The sequence below is a fragment of the Streptomyces nitrosporeus genome, assembly GCF_008704555.1.
In the GTDB taxonomy this organism is placed as follows: domain Bacteria; phylum Actinomycetota; class Actinomycetes; order Streptomycetales; family Streptomycetaceae; genus Streptomyces; species Streptomyces nitrosporeus.
Genome location: NZ_CP023702.1, coordinates 2,129,362 through 2,146,146 on the forward strand (window position 1 = coordinate 2,129,362; position 16,785 = coordinate 2,146,146).

The window sequence follows — 16,785 nt, forward strand, 5'->3', positions numbered from 1 at the left end:
CGGCGCGCCTGCTGCCGATAATCATGGCGGACGAGGACACCCCCGCAGTGTCGCACAGCGGGGTGCCCGTCATCCGCCCTGTCTCAGGATTCGGGCGTGACGTCCGCCGCACCGCCCGCCCCTCCCCTTTCCGTGGCGGAGGCCGCGCCGGGCGTGCGGCGCGGCCTCCGTCACGGGTGCCGGGCGGGTCAGCCGCCGAGCGGGTGCATCCAGCCGTGGGTGTCCTCGACGGTGCCGCGCTGGATGTCGAGGAGGCGTTCGCGCAGCTTGAGGGTGACCTCGCCGGGGGTTCCGTCGCCCTGCTTCCACTCGCCGCCCGCGGACTTCACCGTGCCGACGGGGGTGATGACCGCGGCGGTGCCGCAGGCGAACACCTCGGTGAGCGTGCCGTTCTCGCTGTCGGCGCGCCACTGGTCGATGGAGACGCGGGCCTCCTCGGAGGTGTAGCCGAGGTCCTCGGCGACGGTGAGCAGGGAGTCGCGGGTGACGCCCGCGAGGAGGGAGCCGGTGAGGGAGGGGGTGACGATCTTCTTCCCGCCGTCCTCCTGGTCGTACACGAAGTAGAGGTTCATGCCGCCGAGCTCCTCGACCCACTTGTGCTCGACGGCGTCGAGGTAGGCGACCTGGTCGCAGCCCTTGGCGGCGGCCTCGGCCTGGGCGAGGAGGGAGGCGGCGTAGTTGCCGCCGGTCTTGGCGTCGCCCATGCCGCCGGGGACGGCGCGGACCCGGTCCTCGGAGAGCCAGATCGAGACGGGCTTCACGCCGCCGGGGAAGTAGGCGCCGGCCGGGGAGGCGATGACGAGGAAGAGGTACTCGTTGGCGGGCTTCACCCCCAGGCCGACCTCGGCCGCGATCATGAACGGGCGGAGGTAGAGGGACTCCTCGCCGCCGTGCGCCGGGACCCATGCCTTGTCCTGCTGGACCAGGACGTCACATGCCTCGATGAACGTCTCGACCGGGAGTTCGGGCATGGCGAGCCGGGCGGCGGACCGCTGGAAGCGGGCGGCGTTGGCCTCGGGGCGGAAGGTGGCCACGCTGCCGTCGGGCAGGCGGTATGCCTTGAGGCCCTCGAAGATCTCCTGCGCGTAGTGCAGGGTCATGTTGGCCGGGTCGATCGACAGCGGGCCGTACGGGACGAGCTGGGCGTCGTGCCAGCCCCGGCCCTCGGTCCAGCGGATGGTGACCATGTGGTCGGTGAAGTGCCGGCCGAATCCGGGACTGGCCAGGATCGCGTCACGTTCGGCGTCGGACAGCGGGCTGGAGGAGGGCTTGAGCTCGATCGTGGGCGTCGTCATGAGTGCGTGTCCTTCACCGGTCTTGTGTGTGAGGGACCGCGCTCACGCCCGCTCCCGTCCGCAGTGCGGTACAGGTTCGTAGGACGTCCGAGCTTCACCGCGAGCCACGGCCCCGCGTTCGATTATCGCGCGCGTGGGGCTGTGGACGAAATGGTGCGTTCGCGGTGGCGTGAAACGCGGTCCGGGGGTCGATGGTGGCACCCGGGGACCACGAGGTGAAGCCGCCGGGTGCGGTTGCGACCCGGCGGCTTCGAAGTGGAGGCGTCGGGTCAGCTCGCTACGCGTACCGCGAGCGCGTCGCCGATCTCGTCGGTGCTGCGCGCGGCCTGGCCCTCGCGCTCCGCGAGGTCGGCGGAGACGGCCTCCTCGATGCGCACGGCTTCGGCCTCGTAGCCGAGGTGGCGCAGCAGGAGGGCGACGGAGAGGACCGTGGCGGTCGGGTCGGCCTTGCCCTGGCCCGCGATGTCGGGGGCGGTGCCGTGGACCGGCTCGAACATCGACGGGAAGGCGCCCGTCGGGTTGATGTTGCCGGAGGCGGCCAGGCCGATGCCGCCGGTCACGGCCGCGGCGAGGTCGGTGAGGATGTCACCGAAGAGGTTGTCGGTGACGATGACGTCGAAGCGCTCGGGCTGGGTGACGAAGAAGATCGTCGCGGCGTCGACGTGCAGGTAGTCGGTGGCGACCTCGGGGTACTCGGCCGCGACCTTGTCGAAGATGTTCTTCCACAGGTGGCCCGCGTGCACGAGGACGTTGTTCTTGTGGACCAGCGTCAGCTTCTTGCGGGGGCGGCCCGCGGCACGCGCGAAGGCGTCCCGGACCACGCGCTCGACCCCGTAGGCCGTGTTGACGCTGACCTCGGTGGCGACCTCGTGCTCGGTGCCGGTGCGCAGCGAACCGCCGTTGCCCGTGTAGGGGCCCTCGGTGCCCTCACGCACGACGACGAAGTCGATCTCGGGGCGGCCGGCCAGCGGGGACGCGGTGTTCGGGAAGAGCTTCGACGGGCGGAGGTTCACGTAGTGGTCGAAGGCGAAACGCAGCTTCAGCAGCAGCCCGCGCTCCAGCACGCCCGACGGCACCGACGGGTCGCCGATGGCGCCGAGGAGGATGGCGTCGTGGCCCTTGAGGGCCTCCAGCTCCGCGTCCGGGAGGGTCTCACCGGTGCGGTGCCAGCGCTGGGCACCGAGGTCGTACTCCTTGGTCTCCAGCTTCACATCCTGCGGGAGAACAGCGTTGAGGACCTTGAGGCCCTGGGTGACGACCTCCTGGCCGATACCGTCGCCGGGGATCACTGCGAGATCGATGCTGCGAGACATGGCGTCAGCCTAGCTTCCGTCCCACCCCATGACATCCGCAGTCCATCATGTGGACACCCCGGGGTGGGCCGGCGTCGTCAGTGACCGGTCGATCCACCGTTGTCACGGCGGTCCAGGGCGCGCTGCAGGGCGGCGGCGGCGTTCTTGCGGTCCACGTCGGCGGGGCGGGAGTTGCGGCGGACGCGGCGGACGGTGGTCTGGGTCATGGCGGATCGACTCCTTGGGATCGTGGATCGCTGGATCACGGCGCCGGACCGCGCGCACCGTGATGCCGGGGCACGACGTGACGTCGGAACCGGGGCTTCTGGGGGGCCGGAAGGGCGGGGAGCGGGTGCCGCAGGGGTTACCTGCTTCGGGGCGCCGGGCTCGTTACCGCCGTCGCTGGATCACGCGAATCGTTCGGCTCCTACAAAGTTAGGACAGCGCGGCCCATCTGTCTCCACAGTTACTCGGACTTCCTACTATTTGAGACGGGGACTCCGCCGGGCCTGTACCGCACTGTGGTACGGCGGCCACGGCCGCGGGCCCCCGGGAGGGTGTTCCCGGGGGCCCGCGGGCCGGTCTCCGCACAGCAACCGCACCGCGCCGGACACGGGCCGGGGCGCGGTGCGGCGCGGTGCAGCGCGCTGTGGTGCGGTGCTGCGGTGCTGCGGTGCTGCGGTGCTGCGGTGCCATGCTGTGGTGCTGTGGTGCTGTGCGTACGGTCATCCGTCCGTCAGCAGTGCCTCCAGCGCCCGGGCCGTGTCCGGGTGCCGTCGGAGCAGGGCCGCTCCGGAAGGGCCGGCACCGGCCTGCCGCCATCCGTCCTCGCAGCCGAGGAGTCCCGCCACCGCGTCACAGGTCTCCGGGTGGGCGGCGAGCAGCGCGCAGCCGCCCGTGCCGTCCCCGCCGCCCGCCGCCGGCCGCGCGGCGGGGTCCTCCGGGCGGTCCAGCCACGGCGGCACCCAGGTGTCCAGGGCCGCGAGCCGGCCGGGGAAGATCCGCCCGGCCTCACGGATCAGCAGGGGCGCCAGGTCCCCGCCGTCCTTGCGCAGGGCGGTGATCAGGGTGGGCAGCCAGGGCAGGAGCACCGGGTCCGGGAGCCGCCCGAAGGCGTTGGACACCGCTTCGACCACGAAGTCGGTGAGCTGGGGCACGGGTTCCAGGGCGTGCACGAAGCCGCTGAGGTACTGCGGATAAGCGGCCACCGTCAAGGGGTTGCCCAGCAGTCCGTCGCACCTCGCCCGCAGCCGCTCCCGGGTCAGCCCGCCCAGGTGCGCCTGGGCGGCCCAGAGGAGGGCCTTCTTCGCCGGGTCCTCGGGGTGGGACTGGGCGACGGCCAGTTCCAGCTGGGTCCGGTCGCAGCCCAGCGAGAGGGCCAGGGCCTCCATGCCGAACAGGAAGCCCAGCATCGCCGACACATGGCGCACGGCCGCGTCGTCGTCGGTGAAGGCGGTCGGCAGCAGGGTGCAGTAGTGGGCGTACCCGGCCTTGGTGAATGCCTCGATCCAGGGGGGCAGCACCGGCTCGGCGGTGCGGAAGTACGCCAGCAGGCGGCGCACCCCGCGCAGCACCTCCGGCGCGCCGTCCACGCTGCGTTCGCCGGACAGCACCTCCAGGGCCCGCCCGCCGAGTTCGTCGGCGAGCCGGCGGCTGCCCAGGTACAGGGTGGCGTCCTCGACCGTCGTGAGGACGGTGGCGGCGGTGGCCTTCGGGTCGTAGGCGCGGCGGCGCAGCCGCTGTTCCAGCACCTGCTCGATGCTGACGCCCTCGTAGCCCAGCTCGATGAGGGCCCGCTGGTGGGTGCCGAGCGCGAGGTCCCAGGACTCCTGGATGGACCGCTCCCCCAGCTTCCGCTCCCCCATGACCGTGCGGGCCGCGCCCTCGGGCAGCAGGTGGCGCAGCATCCACAGCACGTCGGAGCAGGCTTCCAGCTCCGGCCGGGCGGCGATGTCCAGCAGGGCGCGCCGCACCCCGCGCTGCTCCAGCTTCAGGCCCAGCGGGGCGAGGCGGTCGTGGACGTCACGGGCGAGCGGCGGCAGCGCGTCGTAACCGACCTGTCCGACGCGGTCGCCGCCCATCATGCTCTCGACCAGGCGGCGTACGTCGCGCCGGCCGGGCACGGTGTCCTTCTCTATGCAGGTGACCGCCGCGTCCTGGAAGTCGTACGGCGTGGGCCTGGCCCGGTCGCGCATCCCGGCGAGCAGGATCGACGTCTCGAACACCGCGATGGCGTCGGCGGTGGAGGCCAGGTAGCCGTTGCGGCGGGCGGCGCGGACGATCTCCACGGACCAGCCGAGCAGTTCGGCCTCGTCCAGCCGGTCCAGGACGGGCGGCTGCCGGAGGAACCCGGTCAGCCTGTCCGAGGGCGGAACGGCCGGTACGGGCGCCGGGGCCGCCGTCTTCTTCGCCGTGGATCTCCGCCGGCCGCCCTGTCCCGCCAGGACGTACGGCTTCACCCCGGTGCGCTTGAGGTTCTTCGCCCACTGCGTGGCGGCGATGGAGACCGACCCGGGGGCGAGGCCGAACTGCGCCTCGATGGCGGCGTGGCTGGACGGGATCAGGCCGTGCAGCCACCTGGTCGCGGTGCGCGGGGAGATCTCGAAGGAGCCGCCGCCCGCCACGCCGAACTCCTCGACGCGGCTGACCGCGTGGAAGGCGCCGCAGACGTAGAGGCAGTCCTCCGGGTCGGTGCCGGTGGCCGCCAGGTGCTCGCGCATCCTGGTCCACATGTAGCGCTCGCGGTCCTCGTCCACCCGCAGCCGGTGCGTGTCGCCGGGGGCCAGGCGGCGGAAGAGGCTGCCGATGAGCAGCATGACCTGGCGGTAGGTGTCGTGGTCGCTGTCGCCGAGCGGCAGTTCGACGTACTGGTGCCACCACTCGGACCAGTGGCGCACCTTGCCGTGGCGCAGCAGGTGCTCCTCCAGTTCGGCGAAGCGGGGGCGCAGGTCACCGATCTCGACGCCGACCGCGTCGCCGTGCAGGGCCGCCTCCTCGTCGGCGGGCCGCGCCTCCCCGCCGGCACCGGGGGCGTCGGGGTCCGGTGCCGGGCGCGCGTCCCACTGGAAGACGTGGTCGGAGGAGCGGTCGACGAGGACCAGCTCCACACCCGGGGTGTCCAGGGCGTAGGCGATCGCCTGGTACTCGGCGGACGCCTCGGTGACCGGCGCGACCACCGACAGCGGCGCCCACTCGGCGGGGAAGCCGTCGATGCCGGTCGCGAAGGACTGCACGGCCACCGGGAGGCGGCAGTTGCGCAGCTCGGTCAGGAGCGGGGCCATGTCCTCGCACAGCTCCAGGTAGACCACCTTCGGCTGCTTCTCCCGCAGTCTGCGTGCCATCGCGATCGCCGAGGCGGGTGAGTGGTGGCAGACCGGGAAGACCTCCAGCGGCTCGGACACCGCGCGGTCGACGTCGGCGACGAGTCCCAGGAGGATCTCCTCCAGGGCGTCGGGCCCGCCGGCGAAGGCCGCGGCGGCCTCCCGCATCTGTGTGCGCAGCGCGGTGAAGGTGCCCTGCGGGGCGCCGCCCCCGGCGGGGGCGTTCACGAGAGGGTGGCGATCGCGTCGCGGCCGCCCTCCAGGAACTCCGGCCAGGAGCCGCCCTCGTCCTTGCTGCGCGGCTCGACCACACCGTGCAGGTACTTGTTGAGGATGGCCAGGTCCTCGGGTTCGCGCCGGGCCAGCGAGCCGACGAGCGAGGAGGCCAGGGTACGGGCGCTCAGGGAGCCCTCCTGGAAGAAGTTGCTGTGCAGGATGGCGTCCTCCAGCACCCCGATCTGCTCGGCGGTGGAGAGGGCGGACTCCAGCTTCTCGTCGTCGCTCGCGGCGGCGGAGGCGGAGGCGCGCAGGTCGGCGAAGCTCTGCAGGAGCACGTCGAGGAGCGTCGGCGGAACGTCCAGGTCGATGTGGTGGCGGCGCAGCAGTTCCCCGGTGCGGAAGCGGACGATCTCCGCCTCGCTCTTCTTGTCGTTCATCACCGGGATGCGGACGAAGTTGAAGCGGCGCTTGAGGGCGGAGGACAGGTCGTTGACGCCCCGGTCGCGGCTGTTGGCGGTGGCGATGACCGAGAAGCCCGGCTTGGCGAACACGATGTTGTCGCTGTCCAGCTCGGGGACCGAGATGTACTTCTCGGAGAGGATCGAGATCAGCGCGTCCTGGACGTCGCTGGTGGAGCGGGTCAGCTCCTCGAAGCGCCCTATCGCGCCGGTCTCCATCGCGGTCATGATCGGCGAGGGGATCATCGACTCCCGCGACTGGCCCTTGGCGATGACCATGGAGACGTTCCACGAGTACTTGATGTGGTCCTCGGTGGTGCCGGCCGTGCCCTGGACCACCAGGGTGGAGTTGCGGCAGATCGCCGTGGACAGCAGCTCGGCCAGCCAGGACTTGCCGGTGCCGGGGTCGCCGATGAGCAGCAGGCCGCGGTCGGAGGCCAGGGTGACGATGGAGCGCTCGACGAAGCTCCGGTCCCCGAACCACTTCTGGGAGATCTCGCGGTCCAGGCCGTCCGCCCGCTCGGAGCCCAGGATGAACAGGCGGACCATCTTCGGGGACAGGCGCCAGGAGAAGGGCTTGGGGTTGTCGTCGATCGACTCCAGCCAGTCCAGTTCCTCGGCGTACTTGATCTCGGCGGGGGCGCGCAGCAGGTCGGACATGTCGTGCCTTTCTGGTGTATCAGGTCAGGAAGTTCTTGAGCTCGTGGACCAGCTTGCGGATGTGGCCGGAGAGGACCGGTGTGCCCTGGTCCTTGAAGCGCTCGCGGAACCACGGGTTGACGACGCCGCGGCCCGAGCTGGTCACCGAGCCGACCGGGATGAACTTGGCGCCCGAGCGGTGGATGGCGGCCATGCTCTCGAAGAGGGGCTCGCTCCGCCATTCGTAGAAGTCGGAGATCCACACCACGACGGTGTTGCGGGGCTCGGCGATCTTCGGCTGGGCCAGCGCCATGGCGACGGTGCCGTCGGTGCCGCCGCCGAGGTTGGTGCGCAGCAGCGTCTCGAAGGGGTCGTGGACCCAGGGGGTGAGGTCGAGCGCCTGGGTGTCGTACGCGACGAGGTGGACGTCGACCTTGGGGAGCCCCGCGAAGATGGAGGCCAGGATGGTGCAGTTGACCATGGAGTCGACCATCGAACCGGACTGGTCCACCACGACGATCAGCCGCTGGGGCGTCGTCCTGCGGGTGGTGTGCCGGTAGTAGAGGCGGTCGACGTAGAGCCGCTCCTCCTCCGGGCTCCAGTTGGTGAGGTTCTTCCAGATCGTGCGGTCGATGTCGAGGTTGCGGAACACCCGCTTGGGCGGGACGGAGCGGTCCAGGGTGCCGGTGGTGGCCTTCTCGACCTGGGTGCGCAGGACTTCGGCGACCTCGTCGACGAAGCGGCGGATCAGCGCCTTCGCGTTGGCCAGGGCGACACCGGAGAGGTTGTTCTTGTCCCGCAGCAACTGCTCGATCAGCGACATGCTCGGGGTGAGCTGTGCGGCCAGGCCCGGGTCGGCCAGCACCTCCCGCAGGTGCATGCGCTTGACGAGATCGGCCTCCAGCGCGCCGAGTTCGGGGCCGATCGCGGGGATCAGCCGGCCGAGGCCGGGGGTGGTGCCGCCCCCGGTGCCGGTGGGGGAGACACCGCCCGGCCCGCCCGCGCGGCGGCCGCCGCGCAGGTCCCCGGGGCTGTGGCCGAGCGCGCGCTCCAGCCATCCGGCGTCGGACTGCCAGCGGGCCAGCTGTCCGGCGGTGACGGTGCCGGTGGCGGGCGCGAAGACGTTGAGCAGCACCTTCGACACGAGTGCCGCGCGCCGTACCTCGGCGGCCCGGTCGCGCGCGTCCCCGGCTCCCGGCCCCGGGGCGGCGGCGGGGTCCGCGGCGGCGGTGGTGCCGGTGCCGGCGGGAACCGTGGCGGCGGTGGCGCCGGTGTCCTGGGCAGTCGTGTCCTGGGCAGTGGTGTGCGTGGTGCCGGGCACCATCAGGCCGTCGAACTCGGTGGCCAGCTCCGGGTGGCGCTGCACGACGGAGTCGACGGACGCCTGCGGGTCCAGCAGGGCGCCCGGCAGCCCGATGTCCTCGACGACCGCCAGGCTCGCGGATTCCAGGGCGGCCTGCTCCTCGGGGTCGAAGAGGCGGGCCAGCAGCCGCCAGTAGAGGACCTGCCTGCGGCTCTCGTCCGGGTCCGGTCCGGCGGCGGGGGCCGTGGCGGCGGGTGCGGCCGGTGCCGGCACGGCGGCCGGCGGGGTGGTGGGCTCCGTCATGTGCGCAGCAGCCTTCCCGCACGTTCCCGCAGCACCGCCACGGCGTCGGTGGCGGCCTTCTCGGCCTTGGCCCCCGCCTTGTCGGTGGTGCCCGCGGCCCATCCCCCGGCGTGCAGGGCGACGGTCTTCCCGCGTACGGTGCGCTCCACGGCCAGCGGCTGCACGAAGAAGCTCCCGGCGTCCCAGCGGAGCAGTCCGACGCAGGCGCAGGACGTCCCGACGGCCTGGGGGGTGAGCGGTCCGGCGACCGGGACGCGGCCGGTGTCGACGGGCAGGGTGTGCCCGGCGACGGTGAACTCCGTCCCCTCCTCCCCGGCCTGTGCGGTGTACCCCTCCAGGAACACCGGCAGGGCGATCCGGGCGGGGTGCCGGTCCAGCGGCGCGGTGACCTGGTCCGTGGCGGCGGGCAGGGCGACCCGGGCCGTGACGAAGGGGTCGGCCGTCCCGCCGGCGCTCGCGTGCGCGTCGTCCCAGAGCAGGTCGCCCTCGGCGGTGACCGGCATCCCGGTGAGCTCCATCGAGCGCCCCTCGCCGACGGCTGTCAGCAGCGACATGTGCGGGCGCAGCAGCTGCCAGACCCCGGCCCCGACGACGCTGTCGGGCTTGGGCACGGAGACGGCCGCCCGCACCAGCCGCGGCGCGGAGCCGTCCGCGGGCTCGAACACCGCATGGACCTGGGCCTGCGCCCCGGTGGCGTACTCGTGCAGGTCGACGCCGAGCGGCAGGAGGCGGCCGGTGGCCGTGCCTTCCGCGGGGGTGTCGGCGGCGCCCGGCACGGTCAGCAGCATCGCGCGGGTCCAGAGGTCGGCCCAGCGGCGCGCCGGTACCCGGTCCAGGGAGGAACCCGGGCAGGACGCGGCGAGTTCGCCCGCGAAACCGTCCAGCAGGGAGGCCTGACGGCGCAGACCGGGCTCGCCCAGCATCGCGGAGACGACCTGCGCGGAGGCGGAGACCGCCTCGTGGTCGATGCCGCGCCAGCCGAGGAGCGCCAGGTCGCGGAGCCAGGCCCGCGCGGCGGCCAGCAGGTTGGGGGTCTGCCGCCGCTCGCCGGGCCGCGGGGCGGGGGCCTCGGCCCGGGGGCGTCCGAGCGCTTCGGCGGCCCGCTCCGCCAGGGCGTCGTGCACGGAGCCGAGGAGCGCGGTGCGGGCGGCGGCGAGGGTGACGAGGTGGTCCTCGTCGGCGGCGCCGGCCGCGGTCCTCTCCGCGGCCTCGGCGGTCCGTGCGGCCAGCGGGGTCCCGGCGACGGCGTGGGCGAGCCCGGTGACACGGGCGGCGGTCTCGGGCCGGGGGCGCAGCAGACCGTCGGTGAGGGCTTCGTCGAAGCCGTCCACGGCGCTCAGCGCCTCGTCGAGTCCGGTGATCTCCTCGGCGAACAGGCCGGCGTGCATCAGGCCACCGCCCTGCTCGGCGGGAACCACTGCATCTCGGGCGACGGCGTGGTGACGGGGGCCAGTTCCAGGTAGGCCAGGTGGCGCAGGAAGCGGCTGAAGACGGAGGCGGCGGCCTTGGCGGAGTCCGGCGCGGGGCGGGTGGCGGCCATCGCGGTGAGGACCGTCTGCGCGGTCCGCTCCCCGTCCGGGAGGTCGGCCTTCAGGTAGCGGGCGACGCGCTCGGTGCCGTACTGGAGGACCGCCTCGGTGACCAGGGCCCGTATGTGGTTGCAGAACGAGCCCCGGGCGCCGCCGCAGGGCCGGTTGTTGTTGGTGCTGCACCCGAAGGCGTACGTGCCGGCGGCGACCGACGAGACGTAGACCCGCTCGATGTCGGAGCCGCTGGACACCACTCCCTGCAGGCGCCCGTCGGCCAGTTCGACGAACGGAACCTTGGCCAGTTTGCGCGGGCGTGCGGGTGGGACCACCCGCGCCGTGCTCGACCTCTCCCAGTCTGACAACGCGCCATCTCCAATGCGCCGAAGGGGGTTTCCGCACCTGATCGGCGGAACACGGATCAACCTAGCGGCGGCCACTGACAACGCCCCGGCGCCCGCCCGGACGGCACCGGCCGGCCCGGGCGCCCGCCCTCTCGGGAGCGCTTCAGCGGGTATGGAGGGGCACGGTCAGCTGGGCCGGAGGGGCACGGTCAGCTGGGCCTGGAGGTGGGAGCGCAGGACCGCGGCCATGTCCGTGGCACCGGGCGTGAGCAGCCATTGCACCTGGAGGCCGTCCATCAGGGCGATCAGCTGCGCCCCGGCGAGGTCCGGGTCGACACCGTCCCGCAGCTCCCCGGCGTCGCGCGCCTGGGCGTAGGCCAGTTGTGCGCCGGAGACCGATTCCGCGTAACGGCGCACGAAGTACGCGTGGGCGGGGTGGTCCGCCGCGGTGGCCTCCGCCGAGACGACGGTGAAGAGTTCGACGATCCCCCGGCGCCCGGCGTTGAGTTCCGCGAGTTCGGTGTATCCGCGCAGCCGGGCGACGCCGGTGGGGCCATCGAGATCCAGCCACGCCCCGTCCACCTCGTCGCGGTGTTCGAGCACCGAGAGCAGCAGTGACTCCTTGGTGGGGAAGTGGTGCAGCAGGCCGGGGTGCGAGATGCCGCAGCGGGCCGCGATCGTCCGCAGCGAGGTCCCCCGGTAGCCGGCTTCACCGAACAGGGTCATGGCCTGGTCGAGTATCTCGCGCCGTCTCGCCCGGCCCTTGGCGTACCCGCGCTGCGCGTCGGCGGCCACTGCGCCTCCCGGTCGGTCGGACCCTCTGCTGTCACCGGCCAGATTCGCACATCGGAAGATACTTACCGGACGGTCGGCATTGACTCTATGGTGAGAGCCGAACCGCGTCGCGAAAGGACCGCCCGTGTCCCCCTCCCCGTCCGTGCCCTATCTCGACCCCGAACTGCCCGTCGCCGAGCGGGTGGAGGATCTGCTCGGCCGTATGACGACGGCCGAGAAGGCCGGTCAGATGCTCCAGTTGCACGCCCAGGGGGGTGTGCGCCATCTCATCGAGGACCTGCACGTCGGGTCGATCCTGCACGCCTCGCCGGAGCGCGTCCTGGAGGCCGCGGCCCTCACGGAGCGGACGCGGCTGCGGATCCCGCTGCTGGTGGCGGAGGACTGCATCCACGGCCACTCCTTCTGGGAGGGCGCCACGATCTACCCCACCCAGCTGGGCATGGCGGCGACCTGGGACCCGGAGCTGGTGGAGCGGATCGCCAGGGCGACGGCCGTCGAGGTCGCGGCCACCGGTGTCCACTGGACCTTCTCGCCGGTCCTGTGCATCACCCGCGACCTGCGCTGGGGGCGGGTCAGCGAGACCTTCGGCGAGGACCCGTTCCTCATCGGGGAGCTGGCCTCGGCGATGGTGCGCGGCTACCAGGGCGAGGGCCTGTCGGACCCGACGGCGATCCTGGCCTGCGCCAAGCACTTCGCGGGGTACTCCGAGACGCAGGGCGGCCGGGACGCCACCGAGGCGGACATCTCGCGGCGCAAGCTGCGGTCCTGGTTCCTGCCGCCCTTCGAGCGGGTCGCCCGTGAGGGCTGCCGCACCTTCATGCTGGGCTACCAGTCGATGGACGGGGTCCCCGTCACCGTCAACGACTGGCTGCTGAACGACGTGCTGCGCGGCGAGTGGGGCTACACCGGCACGCTGGTGACGGACTGGGACAACGTCGGCCGCATGGTGTGGGAGCAGAAGATCTACGCCGACCACACCCAGGCGTCGGCGGCGGCGGTCCGCGCGGGCAACGACATGGTGATGACCACCCCGCAGTTCTTCGAGGGCGCCCAGGACGCGATCGCCCGCGGCCTCCTGGCCGAGGAGGACCTGGACGCCGCGGTACGGCGCGTCCTGACGCTCAAGTTCGAGCTGGGCCTCTTCGAGAACCCCCGCCACCCCGATCCCGTCCGGCAGGCCGCGGTCATCGGCAGCGACGCGCACACGGCGCTGAACCTGGAGGCCGCCCGCCGCTCGCTCGTCCTGCTCACCAACGACGGCACCCTGCCGTTGGCCGGCGGCTTCCGCCCCGGCCCGGACGGCCGTGCCGCGGCCGGGGCGGACCCCGCCCCCCGTACGGTCGCCGTCGTCGGGCCCAACGCCGACGACCCGCACGCCCAGCTCGGTGACTGGGCCGGTGCCTCGGGTCAGGCGGACTGGCTGCCGGACGGGCACCCGCGCGCCCTGGTGCGCACCGTGCTGGACGGGGTGCGCGCGCACGTCCCCGAGGGCTGGGACGTCACGTACGCCCGGGGCGCCGACATCCTGACCACGGGTCCCGACCCGGAGGGGGCGTACTTCCCCGACGGGCAGCCCCGCCCGCACGTGGTCGTCCCCTCCGAGCCGTCGGCGGAGCTGATCGGTGAGGCCGTCGCCGCCGCCGAGGCCGCCGACTACGTGGTCGCGGTGGTCGGCGACCGCATCGAGCTGGTCGGTGAAGGACGTTCCACCGCGACGCTGGAACTCGTGGGCGGCCAGGTGGCCCTGCTGGACGCGCTGGCCGCGACCGGGAAGCCGCTCGTGGTGGTGGTCATCAGCTCCAAGCCGCTGGTGCTGCCGCCGTCGGCGCTCGGCGCGGCGGCGGTCGTGCACGCCTTCAACCCGGGCATGCAGGGCGGCCGGGCCGTCGCCGAACTGCTCCTCGGGCTGGTGGAGCCGTCGGGACGGCTGCCGGTCTCCTTCGCCCGGCACGCGGGCCAGCAGCCGACGTACTACAACCAGATCCGCGGCCAGCACGGCACCCGGTACGCCGATCTCACCCAGCGCCCGGCGTTCGCCTTCGGCGAGGGGCTGAGCTACACCACGGTGGCCTACAGCGGTCTGGAGGTGCTGACGGGGTCCGTCGGCAGGGACGACACGCTGCGGGCGCGCGTCACCGTGACCAACACCGGGGCCCGCCCCGCCCTGGAGACCGTCCAGGTGTACGTCAGCGACACGGTGACGTCCGTGACGTGGGCGGAGAAGGAGCTGAAGGCCTACCGCCGGGTGGAGCTGGCCCCCGGCGAGGCGCGTGAGGTGCCGCTGGAGCTGCCGGTCGCCGACTGCACGCTGGTGGACGCGGCGGGCCGCCGGATCGTGGAGCCGGGCGACTTCGAACTGCTGGTCGGCCCGTCCTCCCGCGACGAGGTGCTGCTGCGGGCGGGCTTCACGGTGAAGGGCTGAGGCCCCACCGGCGCGGACCGGGGGCCCACCGGCGCGGCGGTGCCCACCGCGCGGACCGGGCCCCGCCGCCCGGGGCCGTACCCAGCCGTACGGAGCCGGGGGTTCCTGCCGCGGGAGGCCAAAAGCCCCGGACGTGGAAACCGCCCCCCGGCCGGCTGGGGGGCCGGACGGGAGGCGGGGTACGGGTGGCGGGGCACCGCCCGCGCGGTGGTGCCCCGGGGCAGTCAGCCCTGGTGGGGGTAGGTGTAGTCGGTCGGCGGGACCAGGGTCTCCTTGATGGCCCGGGTCAGCGTCCAGCGCATCAGGTTCTGCGGGGCGCCCGCCTTGTCGTTGGTGCCGGAGCCCCGGCCGCCGCCGAAGGGCTGCTGGCCGACGACGGCGCCGGTCGACTTGTCGTTGATGTAGAAGTTGCCCGCCGCGTAGCGGAGCTTCTCCATCGTGCGGGCGGCGGCAGCGCGGTCGCCCGCGATGACCGAGCCGGTCAGCGCGTAGTCCGTGGCCGACTCCATCTGCTCCAGCATCTCGTCGTACTTCTCGTCCTCGTAGACGTGCACGGCGAGGATCGGGCCGAAGTACTCGGTGGTGAAGATCTCGTTGGCCGGGTCGTCGCAGACCACGACGGTGGGCCGGACGAAGTAGCCGACCGAGTCGTCGTACGTACCGCCGGCGACGACCGTGCAGGACGGGTCGGACTTGGCGCGGTCGATGGCGGCCTTGTTCTTCGCGAAGGACCGCGCGTCGATGACGGCGCCGATGAAGTTCGACAGGTCGGTGACGTCACCCATGGTGATCGAGTCGACCTCGGCCGCGAACTCCTCCTTGAAACCGGAGTTCCAGATGGACGCCGGGATGTAGGCGCGGGAGGAGGCCGAGCACTTCTGGCCCTGGTACTCGAAGGAGCCGCGGGTCAGCGCGGTCTTCAGCACGGCGCGGTCGGCGCTCGGGTGCGCGACGACGAAGTCCTTGCCCCCGGTCTCGCCGACGAGGCGCGGGTAGGTGCGGTACTTCTCGATGTTGTTGCCGACCGTCTTCCACAGGTGCTGGAAGGTGGGCGTGGAGCCGGTGAAGTGGATGCCCGCCAGGTCGCGGTGGTTCAGCGCCACCTCCGAGACGGCGAGACCGTCACCGGTGACCAGGTTGATGACGCCCTTGGGCAGGCCGGCCTCCTCCAGGAGGCTCATCAGCAGCACCGCGGCGTGGGTCTGCGTCGGGGACGGCTTCCACACCACCACGTTGCCCATCAGGGCCGGTGCGGTGGGCAGGTTGGCGGCGATCGCCGAGAAGTTGAACGGCGTGATCGCGTAGACGAAGCCCTCCAGCGGACGGTGGTCCATGCGGTTCCACACGCCCGGGGAGTTGGCCGGGGGCTGCTCGGCGAGGATCTGGCGCGCGTAGTGCACGTTGAAGCGCCAGAAGTCGACCAGCTCGCAGGGGCAGTCGATCTCCGCCTGCTGGGCGGTCTTGGACTGGCCGAGCATGGTGGAGGCGGCGAGCGTCTCGCGCCAGGGGCCCGAGAGCAGTTCGGCGGCGCGCAGGATGATGGCGGCGCGGTCGTCGAAGGACATCGCCCGCCAGGCCGGGGCGGCGGCGAGGGCGGCGTCGATCGCGTCCTGGGCGTCGGCCTCGGTGGCGTTGGCGTAGGTGCCGAGCCGGGCCCGGTGGTTGTGCGGCTGCACGACGTCGAAGCGCTCGCCGCCGCCCATCCGCTTCTCGCCGCCGATGGTCATCGGCAGGTCGACCGGGTTCTGGCCGAGCTCCTTGAGCTTGGCCTCCAGCCGGGCCCGCTCCGGGGAGCCGGGGGCGTAGGTGTGGACCGGCTCGTTGACCGGGGCGGGGACCTGGGTCACAGCGTCCATGGTGCGTGCCTCCTTGGTGGGGATGGGTTCGGTCGGCCGGGCGGGGGAAGGCCCGGACCGGTCAGCCCTTGGTGACGACGGAGCGGGCGAAGAAGAGGAGGTTGGCCGGCTTCTCCGCGAGGCGGCGCATGAAGTAGCCGTACCAGTCGGTGCCGTACGCCGTGTAGACGCGCATCCGGTGGCCTTCCGCCGCGAGCCGGACGTGCTCGTCGCTGCGGATGCCGTACAGCATCTGGAACTCGTACTCGTCCAGTTTGCGCCCTGCCTGGCGGGCGAGCTCCTGGCCGATGGCGATGAGCCGGGGGTCGTGGGAACCGATCATCGGGTAGCCCTCGCCCTGCATCAGGATCCTCAGGACGCGGACGTACGCCTTGTCGATCTCCGCCTTGTCCTGGTACGCGACGGAGGCGGGCTCCTTGTACGCACCCTTCACCAGGCGGACCCGGCTGCCCGCGGCGGCCAGCCGGCGGGCGTCCTCCTCCGTGCGGAAGAGGTAGGACTGGATCACGCAGCCGGTCTGCGGGAAGTCCTTCCGCAGTTCCTCGTGGATGGCGAACATCGAGTCCAGGGTCGTGTGGTCCTCGGCGTCCAGCGTGACCGTGGTGCCGATCTCCGCGGCGGCCTCGACGACCGGGCGGACGTTGGCGAGGGCGAGCTCGTGGCCGCCCTCCAGCGACTGGCCGAACATCGACAGCTTCACGGACATCTCGGCCCGGGTGCCCAGACCGAGTTCCTTCAGGCGGCCGATCAGCTCCAGGTAGGCGTCACGGGCGGCGGCGGCCTGCTCCGGGGTGGTGATGTCCTCGCCCACGACGTCGAGGGTGACCTCCAGGCCCTTGCCGGCCGCGTCCTGGATGACCGGGACGACCTGGTCGACCGTCTCCCCGGCGATGAAGCGGTCGACGACCTGCTTGGTGCCCGGCGCGGCCGAGATGAAACGACGCATCTTGTCGCTGCGTGACGCGGCGAGAATCACGGGACCCAGCACGGGGCACCTCCACGGAAGAACGAAC

12 protein-coding genes are annotated in these 16,785 nt (G+C 72.5%); 1 reads left to right on the forward strand and 11 read right to left on the reverse strand.

Features of this window, described 5'->3' with window-relative positions:
- Window positions 1-188: 188 nt before the first annotated feature.
- The 9 genes from CP967_RS09215 to CP967_RS09250 all read right to left on the reverse strand — a co-directional run bounded on the left by CP967_RS09215 (window position 189) and on the right by CP967_RS09250 (window position 11,494).
- A complete protein-coding gene (locus tag CP967_RS09215) occupies window positions 189-1,295 on the reverse strand; it encodes a branched-chain amino acid aminotransferase (RefSeq protein ID WP_150487499.1) in 1,107 nt (368 codons plus the stop codon).
- Between the two features lie 269 nt (window positions 1,296-1,564).
- On the reverse strand, window positions 1,565-2,608 hold the full coding sequence (locus tag CP967_RS09220; RefSeq protein WP_150487500.1) for a 3-isopropylmalate dehydrogenase: 1,044 nt from the start codon (window positions 2,606-2,608) through the stop codon (window positions 1,565-1,567).
- A 77-nt stretch (window positions 2,609-2,685) separates the two neighbouring features.
- Window positions 2,686-2,814, reverse strand: a complete 129-nt coding sequence (locus tag CP967_RS35085) for a hypothetical protein (RefSeq protein WP_268253013.1) — start codon at window positions 2,812-2,814, stop codon at window positions 2,686-2,688.
- Window positions 2,815-3,312: 498 nt separating this feature from the next.
- Complete coding sequence (locus CP967_RS09225) at window positions 3,313-6,075, reverse strand: DUF5682 family protein (protein ID WP_150491763.1); 2,763 nt, start codon at window positions 6,073-6,075, stop codon at window positions 3,313-3,315.
- Window positions 6,076-6,131: 56 nt separating this feature from the next.
- Window positions 6,132-7,244, reverse strand: a complete 1,113-nt coding sequence (locus CP967_RS09230; RefSeq protein WP_150487501.1) for an ATP-binding protein — start codon at window positions 7,242-7,244, stop codon at window positions 6,132-6,134.
- 19 nt (window positions 7,245-7,263) lie between these two features.
- Window positions 7,264-8,829, reverse strand: a complete 1,566-nt coding sequence (locus CP967_RS09235) for a vWA domain-containing protein (protein WP_150487502.1) — start codon at window positions 8,827-8,829, stop codon at window positions 7,264-7,266.
- Window positions 8,826-10,217 (reverse strand): hypothetical protein, encoded by a 1,392-nt coding sequence (locus tag CP967_RS09240; protein ID WP_373300319.1) that lies wholly within the window; start codon window positions 10,215-10,217, stop codon window positions 8,826-8,828. The genes CP967_RS09235 and CP967_RS09240 overlap by 4 nt, the downstream gene beginning before the upstream one ends.
- Window positions 10,217-10,687 (reverse strand): hypothetical protein, encoded by a 471-nt coding sequence (locus tag CP967_RS09245; RefSeq protein WP_150487504.1) that lies wholly within the window; start codon window positions 10,685-10,687, stop codon window positions 10,217-10,219. Before CP967_RS09245 ends, CP967_RS09240 begins: the two co-directional genes overlap by 1 nt.
- A 198-nt stretch (window positions 10,688-10,885) precedes the next feature.
- Window positions 10,886-11,494, reverse strand: coding sequence for a TetR/AcrR family transcriptional regulator (locus tag CP967_RS09250; RefSeq protein ID WP_150487505.1), 609 nt, complete (start codon window positions 11,492-11,494; stop codon window positions 10,886-10,888).
- 124 nt (window positions 11,495-11,618) lie between these two features.
- Between CP967_RS09250 and CP967_RS09255 the strand changes: the two genes are divergently transcribed.
- Complete coding sequence (locus CP967_RS09255; protein WP_150487506.1) at window positions 11,619-13,916, forward strand: exo-beta-d-1,3/1,6-glucosidase; 2,298 nt, start codon at window positions 11,619-11,621, stop codon at window positions 13,914-13,916.
- A 224-nt stretch (window positions 13,917-14,140) separates the two neighbouring features.
- Here CP967_RS09255 and pruA read toward each other — a convergent pair whose 3' ends face one another.
- Together pruA and CP967_RS09265 are read right to left on the reverse strand one after the other, a co-directional pair.
- Entirely contained in the window at window positions 14,141-15,772 is a 1,632-nt protein-coding gene (gene pruA / locus CP967_RS09260; RefSeq protein ID WP_150487507.1) for an L-glutamate gamma-semialdehyde dehydrogenase, read from the reverse strand.
- 61 nt (window positions 15,773-15,833) lie between these two features.
- Window positions 15,834-16,760 (reverse strand): proline dehydrogenase family protein, encoded by a 927-nt coding sequence (locus CP967_RS09265; protein ID WP_150487508.1) that lies wholly within the window; start codon window positions 16,758-16,760, stop codon window positions 15,834-15,836.
- Between the last annotated feature and the right edge of the window lie 25 nt (window positions 16,761-16,785).

Excerpts from the sequence above, each read along its gene's own strand:
- CP967_RS09235 (WP_150487502.1), bottom strand. The coding sequence starts at position 8,829 with ATGACGGAGCCCACCACCCCGCCGGCCGCCGTGCCGGCACCGGCCGCA.
- CP967_RS09225 (WP_150491763.1), bottom strand. The coding sequence starts at position 6,075 with ATGCGGGAGGCCGCCGCGGCCTTCGCCGGCGGGCCCGACGCCCTGGAG.
- CP967_RS09240 (WP_373300319.1), bottom strand. The coding sequence starts at position 10,217 with ATGCACGCCGGCCTGTTCGCCGAGGAGATCACCGGACTCGACGAGGCG.
- CP967_RS09220 (WP_150487500.1), bottom strand. The coding sequence starts at position 2,608 with ATGTCTCGCAGCATCGATCTCGCAGTGATCCCCGGCGACGGTATCGGC.
- CP967_RS35085 (WP_268253013.1), bottom strand. The coding sequence starts at position 2,814 with ATGACCCAGACCACCGTCCGCCGCGTCCGCCGCAACTCCCGCCCCGCC.
- pruA (WP_150487507.1), bottom strand. The coding sequence starts at position 15,772 with ATGGACGCTGTGACCCAGGTCCCCGCCCCGGTCAACGAGCCGGTCCAC.
- CP967_RS09215 (WP_150487499.1), bottom strand. The coding sequence starts at position 1,295 with ATGACGACGCCCACGATCGAGCTCAAGCCCTCCTCCAGCCCGCTGTCC.
- CP967_RS09230 (WP_150487501.1), bottom strand. The coding sequence starts at position 7,244 with ATGTCCGACCTGCTGCGCGCCCCCGCCGAGATCAAGTACGCCGAGGAA.